Annotated in this window: 21 protein-coding genes; 12 read left to right on the top strand and 9 right to left on the bottom strand. The window is 49.0% G+C overall.

Annotation, left to right across the window (positions count from 1 at the left end; translation table 11 throughout):
* Positions 1 to 53: 53 nt before the first annotated feature.
* The 4 genes from ASF99_RS13695 to ASF99_RS13680 all read right to left on the bottom strand — a co-directional run bounded on the left by ASF99_RS13695 (position 54) and on the right by ASF99_RS13680 (position 3,553).
* Entirely contained in the window at positions 54 to 704 is a 651-nt protein-coding gene (locus tag ASF99_RS13695; protein ID WP_055969367.1) for a hypothetical protein, read from the bottom strand.
* A gap of 13 nt (positions 705 to 717) precedes the next feature.
* Positions 718 to 1,047, bottom strand: a complete 330-nt coding sequence (locus ASF99_RS13690) for a potassium channel family protein (protein ID WP_023469572.1) — start codon at positions 1,045 to 1,047, stop codon at positions 718 to 720.
* Between the two features lie 12 nt (positions 1,048 to 1,059).
* Entirely contained in the window at positions 1,060 to 2,625 is a 1,566-nt protein-coding gene (locus tag ASF99_RS13685) for a sensor domain-containing diguanylate cyclase (RefSeq protein WP_055969363.1), read from the bottom strand.
* A gap of 94 nt (positions 2,626 to 2,719) precedes the next feature.
* Entirely contained in the window at positions 2,720 to 3,553 is an 834-nt protein-coding gene (locus ASF99_RS13680) for an SDR family oxidoreductase (RefSeq protein WP_055969361.1), read from the bottom strand.
* Between the two features lie 127 nt (positions 3,554 to 3,680).
* Between ASF99_RS13680 and ASF99_RS13675 the strand changes: the two genes are divergently transcribed.
* The 3 genes from ASF99_RS13675 to ASF99_RS13665 are packed head-to-tail and all read left to right on the top strand — an operon-like array spanning position 3,681 to position 5,940.
* Positions 3,681 to 4,436 carry a DeoR/GlpR family DNA-binding transcription regulator gene (locus ASF99_RS13675; RefSeq protein WP_035395763.1) on the top strand — a complete coding sequence of 252 codons (756 nt, stop codon included), beginning with the start codon at positions 3,681 to 3,683 and terminating at the stop codon, positions 4,434 to 4,436.
* Positions 4,433 to 5,482 carry a Gfo/Idh/MocA family oxidoreductase gene (locus ASF99_RS13670; protein ID WP_055969357.1) on the top strand — a complete coding sequence of 350 codons (1,050 nt, stop codon included), beginning with the start codon at positions 4,433 to 4,435 and terminating at the stop codon, positions 5,480 to 5,482. The genes ASF99_RS13675 and ASF99_RS13670 overlap by 4 nt, the downstream gene beginning before the upstream one ends.
* Entirely contained in the window at positions 5,470 to 5,940 is a 471-nt protein-coding gene (locus tag ASF99_RS13665) for a heme-degrading domain-containing protein (protein ID WP_055969354.1), read from the top strand. Before ASF99_RS13670 ends, ASF99_RS13665 begins: the two co-directional genes overlap by 13 nt.
* A 397-nt stretch (positions 5,941 to 6,337) precedes the next feature.
* Here ASF99_RS13665 and ASF99_RS13660 read toward each other — a convergent pair whose 3' ends face one another.
* The 4 genes from ASF99_RS13660 to ASF99_RS13645 all read right to left on the bottom strand — a co-directional run bounded on the left by ASF99_RS13660 (position 6,338) and on the right by ASF99_RS13645 (position 8,130).
* The gene (locus ASF99_RS13660; RefSeq protein WP_055969352.1) at positions 6,338 to 6,817 is read right to left on the bottom strand and encodes a DMT family transporter; all 480 of its coding nucleotides are present in this window, start codon (positions 6,815 to 6,817) and stop codon (positions 6,338 to 6,340) included.
* A gap of 12 nt (positions 6,818 to 6,829) precedes the next feature.
* The gene (locus ASF99_RS13655; protein WP_023469565.1) at positions 6,830 to 7,258 is read right to left on the bottom strand and encodes a DMT family transporter; all 429 of its coding nucleotides are present in this window, start codon (positions 7,256 to 7,258) and stop codon (positions 6,830 to 6,832) included.
* Between the two features lie 65 nt (positions 7,259 to 7,323).
* Positions 7,324 to 7,641, bottom strand: a complete 318-nt coding sequence (locus ASF99_RS13650) for an ArsR/SmtB family transcription factor (RefSeq protein WP_023469564.1) — start codon at positions 7,639 to 7,641, stop codon at positions 7,324 to 7,326.
* A gap of 45 nt (positions 7,642 to 7,686) precedes the next feature.
* Positions 7,687 to 8,130 carry a GNAT family N-acetyltransferase gene (locus ASF99_RS13645; protein WP_055969349.1) on the bottom strand — a complete coding sequence of 148 codons (444 nt, stop codon included), beginning with the start codon at positions 8,128 to 8,130 and terminating at the stop codon, positions 7,687 to 7,689.
* A gap of 170 nt (positions 8,131 to 8,300) precedes the next feature.
* On the opposite strand from ASF99_RS13645, the gene rpoE reads away from it, so the two are divergent.
* From rpoE to ASF99_RS13610, 7 genes are all read left to right on the top strand, one after another.
* On the top strand, positions 8,301 to 8,825 hold the full coding sequence (rpoE, locus tag ASF99_RS13640) for a DNA-directed RNA polymerase subunit delta (protein WP_023469562.1): 525 nt from the start codon (positions 8,301 to 8,303) through the stop codon (positions 8,823 to 8,825).
* A gap of 270 nt (positions 8,826 to 9,095) precedes the next feature.
* Complete coding sequence (locus tag ASF99_RS13635; RefSeq protein ID WP_023469561.1) at positions 9,096 to 10,691, top strand: CTP synthase; 1,596 nt, start codon at positions 9,096 to 9,098, stop codon at positions 10,689 to 10,691.
* A 132-nt stretch (positions 10,692 to 10,823) separates the two neighbouring features.
* Positions 10,824 to 11,531: a GntR family transcriptional regulator gene (locus tag ASF99_RS13630; RefSeq protein WP_055969347.1), complete on the top strand. Its 708-nt coding sequence runs from the start codon at positions 10,824 to 10,826 to the stop codon at positions 11,529 to 11,531.
* Between the two features lie 152 nt (positions 11,532 to 11,683).
* Positions 11,684 to 12,028, top strand: coding sequence for a PTS lactose/cellobiose transporter subunit IIA (locus ASF99_RS13625; protein ID WP_035395779.1), 345 nt, complete (start codon positions 11,684 to 11,686; stop codon positions 12,026 to 12,028).
* Positions 12,028 to 12,336 carry a PTS sugar transporter subunit IIB gene (locus ASF99_RS13620; RefSeq protein ID WP_055969344.1) on the top strand — a complete coding sequence of 103 codons (309 nt, stop codon included), beginning with the start codon at positions 12,028 to 12,030 and terminating at the stop codon, positions 12,334 to 12,336. The genes ASF99_RS13625 and ASF99_RS13620 overlap by 1 nt, the downstream gene beginning before the upstream one ends.
* Before the next feature lie 12 nt (positions 12,337 to 12,348).
* The gene (locus ASF99_RS13615; protein ID WP_055969341.1) at positions 12,349 to 13,755 is read left to right on the top strand and encodes a GH1 family beta-glucosidase; all 1,407 of its coding nucleotides are present in this window, start codon (positions 12,349 to 12,351) and stop codon (positions 13,753 to 13,755) included.
* Positions 13,756 to 13,767: 12 nt separating this feature from the next.
* Positions 13,768 to 15,090 (top strand): PTS sugar transporter subunit IIC, encoded by a 1,323-nt coding sequence (locus ASF99_RS13610; RefSeq protein ID WP_023469556.1) that lies wholly within the window; start codon positions 13,768 to 13,770, stop codon positions 15,088 to 15,090.
* Positions 15,091 to 15,580: 490 nt separating this feature from the next.
* Here ASF99_RS13610 and ASF99_RS13605 read toward each other — a convergent pair whose 3' ends face one another.
* On the bottom strand, positions 15,581 to 16,090 hold the full coding sequence (locus tag ASF99_RS13605) for a DUF2529 family protein (RefSeq protein WP_035395788.1): 510 nt from the start codon (positions 16,088 to 16,090) through the stop codon (positions 15,581 to 15,583).
* A 94-nt stretch (positions 16,091 to 16,184) separates the two neighbouring features.
* Here ASF99_RS13605 and ASF99_RS13600 point away from each other — a divergent pair, with 94 nt between their 5' ends.
* Both ASF99_RS13600 and fba read left to right on the top strand, forming a co-directional pair.
* Positions 16,185 to 16,559, top strand: a complete 375-nt coding sequence (locus ASF99_RS13600; protein ID WP_029342784.1) for a response regulator — start codon at positions 16,185 to 16,187, stop codon at positions 16,557 to 16,559.
* Positions 16,560 to 16,691: 132 nt separating this feature from the next.
* The gene (gene fba, locus ASF99_RS13595) at positions 16,692 to 17,546 is read left to right on the top strand and encodes a class II fructose-1,6-bisphosphate aldolase (RefSeq protein WP_023469553.1); all 855 of its coding nucleotides are present in this window, start codon (positions 16,692 to 16,694) and stop codon (positions 17,544 to 17,546) included.
* The last annotated feature ends 144 nt before the right edge of the window (positions 17,547 to 17,690 follow it).

The following is a 17,690-nucleotide window of genomic DNA, read 5'->3' as shown; positions in this document are numbered from 1 at the left end:
AAAAACCGAACCGATTCATCTTCGTCAAGAGGAAGGGAATCGGTTCGGTTTTTTCATGTGTGATCATGCGTCGTGCGAATCCAGATCGCGAGTGGACCAACGTCGTCAAAGCCGGCTTCAAGCGCTGTGATCAGGTGATCGCCATACTCGTAACCGACGAGCGATTGACCGGGAAAATGTGCTGAACTCAAACGTGCGATATCATCCCATAAGCGTTCGTCGAGGTAATCGGAATTGACGTACGTCAGTCCGGTCGTCACTTGATTCGAGTAGGCGATGCAACTTGCTTGTTGCGCCTCCGAATAGAAGAATCGGACAGCGGGATGTTGCCATAACGTTGTGGGCAACTCCGGTGTTACCTGGATCGACTGGAAGCGAGCGAACTGATCGAGATCCGTCACGACGGACCAATCGACGGGAAGAGCACGGCGATCGAGTATGGCAGGGCGGGTCATCCATTCCGCTGTGAACAGATGACTGAGACCGGCACTCGAGAAATCATAGCTTGCCGTGCAGTCCTTGATACTGTAGACATCCGTGACACCAATTCGCTGATGGGGAAGCCGGACCATCAGTTCCGGATAATAGCTTGGTACGTTTCCTTGAGCGTGCCAGGTCGAATCAGTTTCTGTCACCCGGCAACCGGCTGACTCACAGACGAGGCGACACCAATCGAAGTTATTTTGGATGGCAGCTTGGCGCATGGATCATTCCCCCTTATTCATCCTCCGGTTGTTTAATCAGGACATACGATAACGTGGCAATCAGTGTTAAGAACAGCCCGCAGCCAATCGTGATGTATGCCATCGTAAAGACCTTACCGAGCGTCGTCGTCGGAACGAACGTTGGATGCCCAACCGTACTTAATGTCGTGATACAAAAGTAAAGTGCATCCACTATCGACAGGTTTTCTTCCGTGCTATAGAAGATCGTACCGGAGACGAGCGTCAACAGGCAGAGAATCAATAGACCACGAAAGTAAGATAAGTGAAAGGCGCGGCGCAATCCCTTGAATAAGCGTGAAAAAATCGTCAGTACAGAAATCATGGAATCTCTCCTTTAGGATCGTTGCGTCGAGTCCATCGTATCATGAATGAAATAATCGTTCTTTCCAGCATGTTTGACACGATACATCGCTTGGTCAGCATGCTGAATCAGCGTGTCGAGATCGACGCCATGATTGGGTGAGTAACTGAGTCCGATGCTCGTTCGGATTTCGATGGTTTCTTCAGCGAACCGGTAAGGGTTGTCTTGCAAGTACGTCAACAGGTTCGCAGCATAGGCATGGAGTATAGCGACAGACGGATGACGATAGAGTAAGAAGAATTCGTCGCCACCGACACGGGCAGCGAACCCATTCTGTTCCGCATGATGTTCTAGTAGGCGAGCGATATGAATCAAGAAGGCGTCACCGATTTGATGTCCATACGTATCGTTGATCGCTTTGAAACCGTCGAGGTCGACGACGATGATCGCTATATGATCAAGCTCGAGTAACTCTTGCGCCGCACGTTCATAAAAGCTCCGGCGATTCGCAATCTTCGTCAACGGATCGTGGTAGGCGAAGAAACGAATCGTCTGCTCGGCCTCCTTGAAGGACTGGATATCACGAATCAACAACATCCCGTGCAGCTCTTGTTCGATGAAGACGAAATCGGCATCCATGACGACGTAGCGTTCTTGTTGTTGTGCTGTCAAAATCTTCGTCTCGAATTCATTGAACTTACGTTGCGATAAAAAGTGCGTCATATAATGCAGCGACCAATCGGCTTGTTTTTTATCCGGCAAGTAGGTCGAAAACGTACATGCCGTTAAGTCATCGGTCTCAAACAGCCGATGAGCGGCTGGGTTGGCACTCTCGATTCGTCCATCCCGGTCGAGCAGCAGGATTGCCGAAGGATTCAAATTGTAGAGCGTCGCGAAACGCTTCTGATAGGACGCGAGATAATCGAATCGGCGCATTGCGATTGCCAGTGCTCCTGCCCAGAACAAACCGCCATACATATAGGCATACGGTGGCATGATGCCGTAGAACGACCAGTAGCCGAAGACGATATCCCACGCGAGAACGAGAATCGCGACACTGAGTAAGACATTGATAATGCCACGACGCGCATCTTTCAAGTGTGTCCGTGCGTACACGAGCAGACTGATGACGAGGAGATGGAAGATGTTCCCGATCGTCATCGTCACTAGATATTGTGTGTTGAATTCAGGGTAGATGAACTGTCCGACCTGTGTGAATTGCTGACTGTTGATGACGTTCGTCTGGAAGACGTATGTCGTCAACACGACGCCCATCGGCAGATAGAAGATCCATGGGTACAGTAAGCGTGGCATTCGTTTCCACAAATTCGAGACGCGAAAGATGAAGTGGAGCGATGTACTGAAGACGATCAGACCAGCATTTCCGAACCAGTAGGTCACGAATGCCGGACTAAACTCGATCGGGGAGGCATTCCGGAAAAATTCACCAAGGAACAACATCCCGTAAGCGAACGTGAATAAGCTAAGCAGTCGGTGTTGCGGACGTGATGGATTGCGTAAAAATATATCAATCGACATGTAGAACATGATGAAGGTCGGAATCAGATAGACGATCGTAAAAAGAAACAAGGATGGCATGGCGTTCCGCCCTTCTAGATAATTTTTAGGTAGATAGTCTCAGTATAGTGGGCGAAGATTACTTAGGCGGATTGAAATTTCAAAAAAAGGGAAATCAGTCGAGATTTAATGTCAGCCGTCGTATTTTGGCGATCCCTTCGAGACCTGACGGATCATGATGTGTCTTATGGGCGACGAAATGTTCATCGGCTTCTGTCGTCCGGATCCGTAACGGACGTTCGTCACGGTGGACGACCTCGAAGATCACCTCAGCCAGAGCTTCTGCCGATTGGCGATCGGCATGTCGCGTCCGATACGTCTGCAAATAGGCCGTGATGATCGGTTTGAAGTCGTCTTCGTGTAAGCCGCCCGTCCGTTCGAGTTGATCGAGCACAGTTGCGGTAAAGTTCGTCTCGACGGCGGCTGGTTCAATCAGGGTGACGTCGATGTTGAAGTACGGTTTATAGTAGGTCGCAAGACTTTCGAACAGCCCTTCGATCGCAAACTTACTGGCACAATACAGTTCATTCATCGGTTGACCGACGAGACCACTGACGCTTGAAGTCGCAAGTAAGTGACTACCGTCCGGTGCTTGTTTGAGTAAGGGGAGACAAGCTTCGATCGTTCGGATGACACCGAAGACGTTCGTTTCGAAGAGTTGCTTGATTTCATAACTCGTCGCTTGACCGAGTGCGCGCAGCAAACCATGACCGGCATTACAGAACACGACGTCGAGATGTTCGACTTCTTGTTCAATTTGACGAACGGCTGCTTTCACGCTTGTTTCATCCGTCACATCGAGCGGCAAGAAGGTAAGCGTCGGTAATGACACGGTCATTTCGTCTGGACTCCGGACACCAGCGTAGACGAACCATCCGGCGTCTGCGAATCGCCGCGCCGTCGCAAGACCGATACCGGAAGAAGCACCCGTGATCAACATCGTTTGCATATCTATTCCTCCGTTCTGAAAGTAGTTGTCTTCTATTATTTACCCGAATTACTGTTGAACTATTTGCATTAAAATTGCATATTGTAATGAAAAAACTTAATATAAAGAAAAAAGGAGGCAGGAATCGATGGGGCAAATCGAACGGTTGCAACAGATGCGGGAATGGATCAAGACGAGTCCTGAAATTTCGCTCGATCAATTGATGCAGGAGTATCAGATTTCACGGGATACTGCACGTCGTGACGTCATCGCCCTCGAACAAGAAGGGGAGATCATTCGCGTTAAGAATGGATTAGTCCGTGCTGGTGGAACACTTGCATATGAGCAACGGACAGAGAAACCGGAAAAACGGCGGATTGGGCAGCGTGCAGCGCGTCACGTCCAAGCGAACGATCGCTTATTGCTCGACGCTGCAACGACGGTATCTGAGATGGCACGAGCACTTCCGCCTTATCCACTACAAGTCATCACGAACTCCCTCGACATCGCAGACTATGTCGGAGCTCGCACGGATATTGAGCTGTACGTCACGGGAGGACGTTTCGACCGGCATGCGCGCAGCTTGAGTGGGATCAAGACGGCAGACGACATCCTGAATTATCAAGTCGATTGTGTGTTTCTTGGAGCATGTGGATTGACGGAAGAAGGACTTTTTGCGGAACAACTCGAAGAAGCGGTCGTAAAGAAAGCGATGATTCGAAGCGCGACCCGTGTCATCGTCCTCGCAGACCATACGAAATTTAATAAGCGTTTCTTGCATAAGGTCTGTGATTGGGAACAAATCGATGTGCTCGTTACCGATCAAGTTCCAGATGCAACGTGGCAAGAACGACTAGATCATTATCATGTCGATCTCGACGTGACAGAGGAGGAAACAACATGAACCCGATTCAAACAACGCTCGTCGGATTCGGCTTTTCAGCGGTGACGTTCCACGTTCCGTTCTTACAGGCATTACCGGCATTTGAAGTGACGCAAGTCGTCTCCAGTCGACCGGAACAGGTAGCGCGCTATTTCAGTGAGGCGACGGTCGTCGCGACACTTGCTGAAGCCTTACAGGATGAGAACACGAAACTCGTCATCATCACGACACCAACGGCACTCCATTTCGAAATGGCAAAACAAGCGATTGAAGCAAAAAAGCACGTCTTACTCGAAAAGCCGGCTGTCGTAACGATCGAAGAAGCACTGGCGCTGCAAACGTTAGCGAAACAACACGGCGTTCAAGTCGCCGTCTATCAAAATCGTCGCTTTGACGGTGACTTCCTGACACTTGAACAATTGATGGAAATGAACGAGATCGGCGACTGGCAAGTCATCGAATCACGCTTTGATCGCTATCGCCCGGTCGTTCGGGAACGCTGGCGGGAACAAGCGGGAAGTGGCGCCGGCATCCTGTTTGATCTCGGCTCACACTTACTCGATCAAGCACTTGCCTTGTTCGGAGAACCGGATGCACTGACGGGCGACGTCTACCTGCAACGTGACGGTGCTGTCGTCGATGATGGTTTCCATATCACGTTGCACTACGGGACGCGTCGTGTCATTCTCCGTTCGACGTCCTTCATTCAAGGACCAACACCGCGTTTCGAGTTTCATGCGACGCGCGGCAGTTACATTAAATACGGAATGGACCCGCAAGAAGGACGGCTTGCGAAAGGTCATCGTGTTGACGAACAGCTTGGTGAAGATGAAGTAGATTCCTACGGCTACCTTCAAATCGCCGATCAGCCAGTCGAGCGTCTCGCGACACTTCCAGGCAGTTATGCGACGTTTTATGAACAGTTGGCGGAAGGACTTCGCGGGGGACGAGTACCTGTCGATTTACGCGACGCTGAAAAAACGATGCGTTTGATTGAAGCAGTGCGCATCAGTAGTGATGAAGGACGACGCCTCTTACGAAAGGAATGGGATGCATGGAAGAATTGAAGGTGTTGCTAGCGGAAGAGGACGAACTCGTCTTGACGTCCCTGACGAATGCGGAAGCGATCGGGATGGGGCATGAATTGATCGGACGGGCGATGAAGGAGAACTTATCGATCGCCGTTGAAATCAAACGGAATGGACAGCGTTTATATTACGCGGCGCTCGACGGTACGGCACCGGATCAGGAAGAGTGGATCCGCCGGAAATCGAACGTCGTCTTGCGGCATGGCTATAGCTCGCTCTACATGCGTCGGTATAATGAAAGTAAACATCGCTCGTACCACTCGATGTATGCCGTTTCGCCAGCTGATTATGCCGATGCCGGTGGATCGTTCCCGATTCGGATCGAAGGAGTCGGTGTCGTCGGTACGATCACCGTTTCCGGTTTATCGCAGGAAGCGGATCATCGCCTCGCGACGGAAGCGTTGCGCTTACTTAAGAGACAACAGCTGGGGCAATAAGGTATTTATAAAACACAAGTGTTGATTCTCGTGCAAGACTTCGCTTTCCGCGGGCGGAAGGCGAGCCTCCTCGCCGCATTCGCGCCTACGGGGTCTCACCCATTCCGCTGCTTTTCCCGCAGGAGTCTTCGTCTTGCACGTTCATCAACGGATCGTTCGACACGAAAAAATCGAAATGCTGAAGTGAATATACTTCAGCATTTCGGTTTTTTATGTTCTATTTTGATAGATCATGAGAAACAGCAGGACTCACGTTGTTCACGCGACTCCTACAGGAAAAAGCGCAAGATCTTGCGCTGTCAGAGATAAACAAGACCCGGGTCGGCTGTCTGTGACAGCCGAGACTGGCTTGTGTCTCGCCTGAGGAAAGCGCGTGAACGAATCGTGAGGACAATCGTCACGATGCCATCGAATCAGAAGAAGCCTTTACGTCTTTGCGTGTGTTCCCGCGATAGACGAAGTAAAGCGCAGCAAGCATCGCAAGCAGACCGAGCAGACGTTTTCCGTCGAGCGGCACGACGACGCCACCGAATGCACCGATGTGGTCGATGACCATACCTGCTGCGAGTTGACCGATGACGGTCGCGATACTAGCTGCCGTGACACCGATTTGCGGGACAGCAAGAATCGTCAGGAAGAGATAACTGACCCCAAACAAGACGGCACTGAGTTGCCAACGTGGTGCTTCAAGCAAGAGCAAGACGTTCCCTTGACCAAAGAACAAGATGGCGAGTGCGAGAATCAGCATTCCGGTGAAAAAAGTCAGGAACGTACTTTCGAGAGCCCCTGCCTTTTGACTGAAGGCACCGTTGATCGAGGACTGGGCGCTCAGCATCACGCCGCCGAGTAATGTAAAACCGAGTAATAGAATATTCACGAGCGAACCTCCTTAAAAGATGAGAAATAGAGCGACGAGCATCAAAGCAGAAGCCGTCAGCTTGTCACGATTGATCGGACGTTTCGGACTACCGAGCCAGCCGTAATGTTCGATGACCATGCTGGCAATCATCTGTCCGATGATGACACTGATCATGGCGAGACCGACACCGACGAGCGGGATGCTGATGATCAGGATCGTCAAGTAGATGCTACCGAGTAGACCACCGAGCAAGGTCCATTTCGGTGCGCGAAATGTATAGCCGAGTGAACCTTTTCCGAAGAAGAGGACGATCAGCCCGATGATGATCGTACCGGCGAAGAAATTATAAAAGCTACTTTCAAGTTTTCCGACGAAGTTCCCGAGCTCACCATAGATGGCCCCTTCGACACTTAAAGCGATACCCGCAAGTAACGCGAGTACGTAATACACGATTTTCAACAGAATTCATCCTTTCACGAATCTAAATATCGAGAAATGTCGATATGTAAGGCAAGGAGAACGGATCAAAGTTCTCCTTTGAGGTACGCTGCGAGCTCCTGGATTTTTTCTTCATTTCGCCGGTAATACGTCCATTTGCCGTGACGTTCGGATTCGAGCAATCCGACTTTTTGCAACATCGCAAGATATTGGGAGACGGTCGATTGAGATAAGTTCGCCTTCTCTTGGATATCTCCGACGCAAATGCCTCCCTTGTCCGACAGATTCGTCGCGAGATGGGCCGTCGGCTTATTGAAATGAGTCTCGGGATCCTTGAGCCAGCGTAAGATATCAAGACGTACCTCGTTCGATAATGCCTTGAATAGATCCACTTGATTTGTCATACGCTTAAACTAATCGATGATTCTCGATATGTCAATCCAAGACACTTAAGGTTGGACGAATGCATGCTTTAAAAGTCGATGTGTCACTTTGGTTGCCGTATACGGCTCAAAACCAAATCGTTCATAAAATTTACTGGCATCGTCCGTATAGAGCCAGAGCTCGGAATACGTCAACAGCGCTTCTGGGATGATTTTCTCAAGCAGTTGCGTACCGACACCGTGATGTCGCATTTCCGGTAAGACGTAGACATGACGAATCCGACCGACGTCGATCGCGTCGGTTTGTTTCATATAACCCCCGCACGCAATGACGTGACCGGAGAGCGACAAAACGACGAACATTGCTTCTCCGTCTTCTCGATACGTTTCATTTCGGCGTTCACGTAGCATCCGTTCGATGAAGGGATAGCCTTCCTGTGTACTCTTTGATAAGATTGGTAACCAGTTGAAGTCATCAAAATCGTTGACCCGTTCGATTGTCATCTCCATCTGTCATTCCTCCTTCTTCTCCCTTGGATATTCCTTTTTCGGGAGTAGGAAAAACACGAATCGAGAATCAATTCGAGCTTTTTTTAAATAGAGACTGGATTTTTAAAAGCCGTTTTGCGTATAATGAGAAGTAATGGATTGAACGCAAATGAAAGGAAGTGGCCGTCACAATGAGCCTCAGCCGTTTAAGTAAAGAAGAGATTACTGATCTTTCGCTGATCGAATTCGTCAACGAAATGTTGCAAGAAGCTGGCGAACAGCCAATCACGTTCGATGACATCACGTCAGAAATCGAAAAGTACCATACGTTTACAGATGAAGAAGACAAGTTCGAGAAACTTGCTCAACTCTATACAGACATGAATATCGATGGAAACTTCGTCAACGTCGGAGCGAACCGTTGGTCACTCCGCGCTTGGTATCCGTTCGATAAGTCGGATGAGGATCTCGTCATCGAAGCGCGTCAACGTGGAGAACTCGATGAGTTTGAAGAAGAGTTCAACTATGATGCAGAAGAAGATGAGTTCGAAACGATCGAAGACGATCTCGATACATTCGCGAAAACAGCAGACTATGATTCAGCTGACGACAGCGAAGACGATGATACGTTCAAAAAAGTCGCAGCCATCGATGATCTCGATGATGATCTCGACGAAGAAGACTTAGAAGACTTCGAAGAAGAAGAGGAAGTCTAAGCACGATCAACCACAACTGTACAGCTGCTATTTCCCTATAGAAATGGCAGTTTTTTCGTTGACGGCTGACGAACGAGCATGGAAATTTTTCTTTGAAAAATTAGGCTTGACGAAGTTTTCCGAATGACGTAAGTTAGTCATGGGCTTCTTTAAGCAACGTGCTTATTTCAGCAAAAGTGTCTCCTATTCCAATGGGGGCACTTTTGCTTTTTTGTTTTTACCACCTCTGTATTGTTGAGATGTGAATTAGAGAAGGGAGCAATATTTAACATGACAAAGTATATTTTCGTAACAGGTGGCGTCGTATCGTCACTCGGTAAAGGGATCACCGCTGCATCGCTCGCTCGTCTCTTGAAAAACCGTGGCCTCAATGTCACGATCCAAAAATTCGATCCGTACATCAACATCGACCCAGGTACGATGAGTCCGTATCAACACGGAGAAGTGTTCGTCACGGATGATGGCGCGGAGACAGACCTTGACCTTGGTCACTACGAGCGTTTCATCGACATCAACTTGAGCCAGAACGCGAACGTTACGTCTGGACGTATCTACTCGACGATCCTCAAGAAGGAACGCCGTGGCGACTACAACGGTGGAACGGTCCAAGTCATTCCGCACATCACGAACGAAATCAAGGATCGCGTCTTCCGTGCTGGAAAAGAAACGGGCGCTGACGTCGTCATCACAGAGATTGGTGGAACAGTAGGGGATATCGAATCGCTTCCGTTCATCGAAGCCATTCGTCAGGTGAAAAACGATATCGGGAAAGAAAACGTCATGTACGTTCACTGTACGCTCGTTCCGTATCTTGCAGCGGCAGGTGAGCTCAAGACGAAACCGACACAACACAGTGTCAAAGAACTCCGTAGCTACGGTATTCAACCAGACATCATCGTCTTACGTGCGGAGCACCCAGTCCCACAAGAGATGAAAGATAAAATCGCTCTCTTCTGTGACACACGTCCGGAAGCAGTCATCGAAGCACAAGATGCATCGACACTCTATGAAGTACCACTCAACTTACAACGCCAAGGCATGGACCAACTCGTCTGTGACTACTTCAAGTTCGATACACCAGCTGCTGACATGACGGCTTGGAAACAACTCGTCCACACAGTGACGCACCTCGAGAAGACGACGAAGATCGCACTCGTCGGGAAATACGTCGAATTACGTGATGCGTACATCTCGGTCGCAGAAGCATTGAAACATGCTGGATTCGCCTTCAACAGTGACATCGAAATCGACTGGATCAACGCAGAAGACGTGACGCGTGAAAACGTCAACGAATTGCTTGGTTCGGCAGACGGTATCCTCGTTCCTGGTGGATTCGGAGAACGCGGCATCGAAGGAAAAATCGAAGCGACACGTTTCGCCCGTGAAAACAACGTACCGTTCTTCGGTATCTGTCTCGGGATGCAACTCGCGACAGTCGAATTCGCACGTAACGTCCTCAACCTTGAAGGCGCACACTCAGCGGAAATCGACCCAGCGACACCATACCCGATCATCGACTTGTTGCCAGAACAAAAAGACATCGAGGATCTCGGTGGTACGCTCCGTCTCGGACTTTATCCATGTAAACTCGAAGACGGAACGAAAGCACGTGCCGCGTATTCAAGCGAGCTCGTCTATGAACGTCACCGTCACCGTTATGAGTTCGGTAACGAATTCCGCGAGCAGTTCGAAGCAAACGGCATGGTCTTCTCAGGTACGAGCCCAGACGGTCGTCTCGTTGAGATCATCGAAATTCCAGAACACAAATGGTTCGTCGCGTGTCAATTCCACCCAGAATTGATCTCACGTCCAGAACGCCCACAAGCGCTCTTCCATGACTTCATCCAAGCATCACTCGGAGAGTAAGTCGTATCCAAATAAACCTGTCTTCTTCAAGAAGACGGGTTTATTTTCATTTATTCCTATCGTCAAAATACATATCTGCTATAATGGTAGCGGATTCATTCCTACAAATTTTAGATAGAGGGGGGAATATCATTGATTCCGAAGTATAAACATGTCGCTGAACAAATCGAGATCGAGATCAATGAGCACGTCTATCAACATACGAACAAACTGTTGACGGAAGACGAATACGCCCAAAAATTCGATGTCAGCCGGAATACGATCCGGAAGGCGATCGAGATTCTCGTCAATAAAGGATACGTTTACCAAGTACAAGGGAGCGGTGTCTTTGTCCGCGATCATTATAAGAGTGATTTCGTTAATCTCGAAAAGCTACAAGGATTGACGAGCGACTTCAGTGGACGGAAAGTCGAGACGCGCGTTCTCGCTTTCGAACAGACGAAGGCAGACGAAGAAGTCGCGGAACGCATGAAATGTCCGGTCGGTACACCGGTCTATTACGTCAAACGATTGCGTCTCGTCGATGATCATCCGTTTTCGATCGAAGCGTCCTATTTCCGGAAAAATCTCGTCATGTATCTCGATGAGAATATCGTTCAAAAATCGATCTATACGTATTTACGCAACGATCAAAATCTGTCGATCGGATTTGCGGATCGCGTCATCTATGCCGATTACTTGAATAGCAGTGACGCCGAGTTGCTTGGATTAAAAGAGAACGATCCATCCTTACTCGTCGATAATACGGTCTATTTGACGAATGGGAAAATCTTCGACGTCTCGCGGGCGACGCATCATTTTCGCCACGTGAAGATGCTGAAGGTCTCGAATATTAAATAAGAAGGAAACACACGAAGCGAATTTCGTGTGTTTTTTTTATTTAAATTTTTTAAAAAGAAAGGGTTTACACGTTATGAAAGCGCATGCTATTATCGAACTGTAGAATTTGTACCTATGAATTTAAGTTATCCGTACAACAAAGGAGAGACAGCATGACTTCTGAAACGATTGAAATTACCCCGGAAGATATTTTTGGATTGATCGCCTTGTCGGGCGACGCCAAAGCAAGCTACCACCAAGCGATGTTACTGATGCAAGAAGGTAAAGTCGAAGAGGCACAAGCGGCTGTTGCAGCAGGTGACGCGACACTCAAGGATGCGCATAGCATTCAGACGAAGTTCGTCACACTTGAAGCACAAGGTAAGACAGCGACGGTTGGCGTCCTGATGGTACACGCGCAGGATCACCTCATGAACACGATCCTCGTCAAGGAAATGCTCGGATATATGATGAACATGCAAAACGAAATCAACCAATTGAAGGGAATGGATCAATAATGATGAAAATCGGACTCTTTTGTGCGGCAGGTATGTCGACAAGTATGTTAGTAGAAAAAATGAAAGCGGTTGCCTCGGAGCGCGGCTTAGAAGCAGACATCGCAGCATATCCGGAATCAGAGATGGAAACGTACGTCAACGAACTCGATGTCGCTCTCCTCGGACCACAGGTGAAGTACCTTCTTTCGAAAGGGAAACAGATTTGTGAACCAAAAGGTGTGCCAATCGATGTCATCAACACGATCGATTACGGCATGATGAACGGAACGAAAGTACTCGACCAAGCAATCAAACTCGCAAACAAATAAGAGGTGAAGATGATGAAAATGCCAAAAGATTTTCTATTCGGCGCTGCTTCTGCTTCTTATCAAGTAGAGGGTGCTTGGAACGTAGACGGAAAAGGCGTCTCGAACTGGGATGTCTTCTCGAAGATTCCTGGAAAGACGTTTGAAGCGACGAACGGGGATGTCGCAATCGATCATTACCACCGTTACAAAGAAGATATCGGTCTGATGGCCGAGATGGGTCTTGAATCGTATCGCTTCTCGATCTCATGGCCACGCATCTTCCCGAACGGCACAGGTGAAGTGAATGAAAAAGGACTTGAGTTTTATAACAACGTGATCGATGAGTGCCTTAAGCACGGGATCATCCCGTTCGTGACACTTTATCACTGGGATTTACCACAAGTCCTTGAAGAACAAGGCGGCTGGCGTAGTCCTGAAACAGCAGATGCCTTCGTGCGTTTTGCGAAGACTTGTTTCGAAGCGTTCGGCGATCGTGTCCGCAACTGGATTACCTTCAACGAGACGGTCATTTTCTGTTCGCTCGGCTACTTGACGGGCGCACACCCACCCGGCATCACAGGCGATGCAAAAGCATACTTCCAAACGACGCACAACGTTTTCGTCGCTCACGCTCGCGCAGTCGAAGCGTTCAAGGAAGCGGGATATGAAGGAGAAATCGGCATCACGCACGTCTTCAACCCAGCGTTCAGCATCGATGAAGCGCCAGAGAACAAACAAGCCGAAGTACATGCGAATGAATACGCGACACACTGGTTCTATGATCCGATTTTAAAGGGTGAGTACCCAGCATATGTCGTGAAAGATTTAGAAAAGCAGGGCTTGTTACCGGAATGGACAGAAGAAGAGCTCGATCTCTTGAAACGGACAGCACCGCTGAACGACTTCATCGGACTGAACTACTATTGTCCACAACGTGTCATGAAGAATGATTCGGCGCTCGTCATGGCAGGTGGTCGCGAAAATTCAACCGGACGTCCTGGGAACCCGTCGTTCGACGGCGTCTACAAGACAGTCTTGATGGACGATAAAGTCTACACGAAGTGGGGCTGGGAAATCGCACCGGATGCCTTCCTTGAAGGAATGCGGATGCTCCAAGCACGATACGGCGATATCAAAATCTACATCACGGAGAACGGTCTCGGTGACGAGGATCCGATCGTCGGCGAAGAAATCATGGATACACCACGAATCGAGTACATCGAAAGTCATCTTCGCGCCGTCAAGCGTGCTGTCGAAGAGGGCATCAATGTCTCTGGGTATTATGCATGGTCCGTCATCGATCTACTCAGCTGGTTGAACGGATATAAAAAGCAGTACGGATTCATCTATGTCGATCATGCGAATGGTCTGGCACGGAAGAAGAAACAGTCGTTCCATTGGTATCAGGAAATCATCGCGACACGTGCTGCTGAACTATAAGGAGGAGTCGGAATGAACCGATTAGAAACCGTATTTGAAAAAGTCACTCCTGCCTTCGCACGATTCGCGAACGCCAAGCCTGTCCTTGCGATCAAGGACGGCTTCATCTTAACGATGCCGATGACGATCATCGGCTCGTTATTCTTACTGATTCTCGCGTTACCAATCCCAGGCTGGGAGAAGTTCATGACGGGCCTATTCGGTGCCGACTGGACATTACCGCTGACTCAGGTCGTCGGTGCGACGTTTGATATCCTCGCATTGATTGGTGTCTTCGGTATTGCCTACTCGTACGTTAAAAACGAGAAGATCGAAGGGGTTCCAGCCGGGATTCTCGGAATCATCGCCTTCTTGATCATCACACAATCATCTGTTCTGTCGAAGTCAGGGGAAGTCGTCACGGGTGTCGTACCGAAAGTATGGACGGGCGGACAAGGGGTCCTTGCCTCGATCGTCGTCGGACTCGTCGTCGGTTTCATCTACTCGCAATTCATCAAGCGGGGCATCCGGATCAAGATGCCAGACGGTGTACCACCGGGCGTTTCGAACTCGTTCTCGGCCCTCATTCCGGGACTTGCGATCATCACGTTGTCTGTCGTCACGTTTGCCGTCTTCCAAGCGTTCGCTGACCGGACGTTCACGGAAGTTGTCTACGACGTCTTGCAAGCACCGATTCAAAACTTGACGGATACGCTCGCAGGAGCGGTCTTGATCATGATCTTGATGTCGGTCATGTGGTGGTGTGGGATTCATGGTGCAGCGATCATCATGGGAATCATGGGACCATTGCTGACGGCGAACGCTTTACAAAACCAAGCGATCATCGACTCCGGGAAAGAACTTGTCGTCGGTGACAACGCGAAGATCGTTACGATTCAGTTCCTCGATGTCTTTACGAAGCTCGGTGGAACAGGGATTACGGTCGGCTTCATCATTGCGACGTTGATCGTTGCCCGCTCGGCTCACTTGAAGCAGCTCGGGAAGCTATCACTTGCGCCAAGTTTGTTCAACATCAACGAACCGGTCATCTTCGGGATGCCGATCGTCTTCAACCCGATCATGTTCGTTCCGTTCGTCATCGTACCAGCGATTGCATCCTTCATGGTCTACTTCTCGATCCTCTGGGGTTGGGTCGAGCCATTTAATGCGCTTCAAGTACCATGGACGACACCACCCGTCATCTCTGGCTTCTTGATCAGCGGCTGGCAGGGTGCCTTGCTCCAGCTGGCGACGATTGCGATGTCGGTCGCAATCTATCTACCGTTCGTCCGCATGCAGGATCAGCTGTCTTACGGTGAAGAACTAAAAGCACAAGAAGAACATGCTTCGGCATGATCAAAAAAAGGAAGCGCGAATGGCGCTTCCTTTGAGACTGAAGACAAAGTGCAATTTTTCTCTAACGAGAAGGATTGCGCTTTTTTGTTCGTTTCGAATCGTTTTCCTGGGACAAGTATCGCGCTGCTTCGCTTCGCTGCAGGGTCGCTCTTGCTTGTTTTTCCCTAGGAAGCGATGTCGAGTGAACAAAACGCTTCTGTGATCCTTCGGTATAAAAAGAATGACGCGTTACACGCCACTCCTACAGGAAAAAGCGCAATTTTGCGCTGTCAGAGACAAACAAGACCCGTTTTCCTGCTCGAATGGGGCGGGGAAACGGGCTTGTGTCTCGCCTGAGGAAAGGGCGTGAAAAGACACGTCATTTTTTGAGTCAGTCCTTTTTGTATAACGGTCATGAACGGTTTCGCTTTGATTCAATGAAGACCGTAAGCTTAGTCAGACACGGACACGTATCCAGTGAACTTTATATTTATATTATAGAAGAAAAACGTCAATCCCACTCTTCCGTCATCTCTTGTAGTTGCGTCAAGATATGCGTCAAGAGGAACGCGCAAAGGGCAAGACTTGGCAGTCCGTGACGTGAACCGTCCTCTGCCGGAAGCAGTCCTTTATTGAACTTCAATGCGAGCGGAGCAATCGAACGCTCGAGCGTTTCCGTCACGTCACTGAGTGTGACGATCGCATAAGGTGTATGCCATGCGTCGTAACGGGCAAGAGAAGCCAGGAGATCCGAGCGTTCCGTATCCGGCGTGAAGATCAAGACGCGATCGACAGCGTGCAAGGTCTTTCGATCCTTGATCTTCGTAACGCGTTTCATCTGGTCTGGTCCTTCTGAGAGCATTGGATAGAGTCCTTCACATTCACCATAGGCGTCGACGTAGACCGTACCTTCCCCGACGAGCGCCTGTGCGAGTAGACGGACGACATCGAATAGTTCGTCTTCCTGTTTTGCGAGCGTTTGCAATTTTCCGTTGAATTGTGTAGCTAAGATTTTCATCATTTTTCTTCATCCTTTCTATGTTTCTCTCAAGGACAGTATAAAGCAAGTTTTGCTTTAGTGTAGAATGGAAATAACTAGAGGGGGAGTGGCAGAGATGAAAGGCAGATTGTTGATCGTCGAGGATGAGCCGGGAATCCGGAACTTACTTGCACAATTGTTCCGGGCAGAAGGGTATGAAACGGACGTCGCCGTCGATGGAGAGGAAGCGATCGTCTACTTACAGGAAGCGGCATACGATCTATTGTTGATGGATGTCAACATGCCGGGACGGACCGGGATCGAGGTATTGCGTCATCAGGACCGGATCGGACGACGTGTCCGGACGATCTTAATGACGGCACTCGGTGAAAAAGAAGCGATGGAAGAAGCGAAACGATTAGGGGTCGTCGCCTTCTTCGGAAAGCCATTTGACATCTTTGAATTAAAAAAAGAAGTGACTGTGCAAATTTCTCACGATGTAAGCGGTTAATCTTTCACGTCGCCGTCACAAACCAAAAAACCGAGCGAAATGCTGTACGTTCCGATGAATCAGTATGTTATAATCAGTCTGAAATTGCACGAGTTCGTGTAAGCAGCGATCAAAACAGAGGAGGATGTCATTATGCCATTAGTATCTATGACAGACATGTTAAACAAAGCTCTCGAAGGTAAGTATGCAGTAGGTCAATTCAACATCAACAACCTCGAGTGGACACAAGCGATTCTCGGTGCGGCTCAAGAAGAGCAGTCACCAGTCATCCTTGGAGTATCTGAAGGTGCAGCACGCCACATGGGCGGATTCTACACTGTCGTGAAAATGGTTGAAGGTCTTGTACACGACATGAAAATCACAGTTCCAGTTGCAATCCACCTCGACCACGGTTCGAGCGTTGAGAAATGTAAAGAAGCGATCGACGCTGGATTTACATCTGTCATGATCGATGATTCGCACAGCCCGATCGACACAAACATCGAAACAACAAAAGCAGTTGTTGAATACGCTCACTCTAAAGGCGTTTCAGTAGAAGCGGAAGTTGGCACAGTTGGCGGACAAGAAGACGACGTCATCGGTGATGTCATGTACGCGAAACTTGACGAGTGTGTACGCATCGTCAAAGAAACTGGAATCGACACGCTTGCTCCTGCACTCGGTTCTGTTCACGGACCATACAAAGGTGAACCAAACCTCGGATTCAAAGAGATGGAAGAAATCCGTGATGCGACAAACCTCCCACTCGTTCTTCACGGTGGAACTGGAATTCCGACACACGATATCGAAAAAGCGATCTCACTCGGAACTTCAAAAATCAACGTTAACACAGAGAACCAAATCTCATTCGCGAAAGTCGTTCGTGAAGTGTTAGCTGAGAAACCAGAAGCATATGACCCACGCGTATTCATCGCACCAGGTCGTGAAGCAATCAAACAAACTGTCATCGGTAAGATGCGTGAGTTCGGTTCAAGCAACAAAGCTTAATCGACTCCTCTTTAAAGTGCGGTAGACTTCGGTCTACCGTGCTTTTTTCATATCATGTGAACATGTATTCAATGGAAAACAGTAGGACTTCTCGTGAAAAAAACCTATAATAGAGTCGTAAGCGATTTCAAGGGATGAAAGGGG

It is taken from the genome of Exiguobacterium sp. Leaf187, assembly GCF_001423925.1.
GTDB lineage: Bacteria > Bacillota > Bacilli > Exiguobacteriales > Exiguobacteriaceae > Exiguobacterium_A > Exiguobacterium_A indicum.
This window is presented reverse-complemented; position numbering and strand designations above follow the sequence as displayed.

Excerpts from the sequence above, each read along its gene's own strand:
- rpoE (WP_023469562.1), top strand. The coding sequence starts at position 8,301 with ATGAGCCTCAGCCGTTTAAGTAAAGAAGAGATTACTGATCTTTCGCTG.
- ASF99_RS13610 (WP_023469556.1), top strand. The coding sequence starts at position 13,768 with ATGAACCGATTAGAAACCGTATTTGAAAAAGTCACTCCTGCCTTCGCA.
- ASF99_RS13625 (WP_035395779.1), top strand. The coding sequence starts at position 11,684 with ATGACTTCTGAAACGATTGAAATTACCCCGGAAGATATTTTTGGATTG.
- ASF99_RS13650 (WP_023469564.1), bottom strand. The coding sequence starts at position 7,641 with ATGACAAATCAAGTGGATCTATTCAAGGCATTATCGAACGAGGTACGT.
- ASF99_RS13665 (WP_055969354.1), top strand. The coding sequence starts at position 5,470 with ATGGAAGAATTGAAGGTGTTGCTAGCGGAAGAGGACGAACTCGTCTTG.
- ASF99_RS13675 (WP_035395763.1), top strand. The coding sequence starts at position 3,681 with ATGGGGCAAATCGAACGGTTGCAACAGATGCGGGAATGGATCAAGACG.
- ASF99_RS13600 (WP_029342784.1), top strand. The coding sequence starts at position 16,185 with ATGAAAGGCAGATTGTTGATCGTCGAGGATGAGCCGGGAATCCGGAAC.
- ASF99_RS13635 (WP_023469561.1), top strand. The coding sequence starts at position 9,096 with ATGACAAAGTATATTTTCGTAACAGGTGGCGTCGTATCGTCACTCGGT.
- ASF99_RS13615 (WP_055969341.1), top strand. The coding sequence starts at position 12,349 with ATGAAAATGCCAAAAGATTTTCTATTCGGCGCTGCTTCTGCTTCTTAT.
- ASF99_RS13670 (WP_055969357.1), top strand. The coding sequence starts at position 4,433 with ATGAACCCGATTCAAACAACGCTCGTCGGATTCGGCTTTTCAGCGGTG.
- ASF99_RS13690 (WP_023469572.1), bottom strand. The coding sequence starts at position 1,047 with ATGATTTCTGTACTGACGATTTTTTCACGCTTATTCAAGGGATTGCGC.
- ASF99_RS13620 (WP_055969344.1), top strand. The coding sequence starts at position 12,028 with ATGATGAAAATCGGACTCTTTTGTGCGGCAGGTATGTCGACAAGTATG.
- fba (WP_023469553.1), top strand. The coding sequence starts at position 16,692 with ATGCCATTAGTATCTATGACAGACATGTTAAACAAAGCTCTCGAAGGT.
- ASF99_RS13645 (WP_055969349.1), bottom strand. The coding sequence starts at position 8,130 with ATGGAGATGACAATCGAACGGGTCAACGATTTTGATGACTTCAACTGG.
- ASF99_RS13695 (WP_055969367.1), bottom strand. The coding sequence starts at position 704 with ATGCGCCAAGCTGCCATCCAAAATAACTTCGATTGGTGTCGCCTCGTC.
- ASF99_RS13685 (WP_055969363.1), bottom strand. The coding sequence starts at position 2,625 with ATGCCATCCTTGTTTCTTTTTACGATCGTCTATCTGATTCCGACCTTC.
- ASF99_RS13605 (WP_035395788.1), bottom strand. The coding sequence starts at position 16,090 with ATGATGAAAATCTTAGCTACACAATTCAACGGAAAATTGCAAACGCTC.
- ASF99_RS13680 (WP_055969361.1), bottom strand. The coding sequence starts at position 3,553 with ATGCAAACGATGTTGATCACGGGTGCTTCTTCCGGTATCGGTCTTGCG.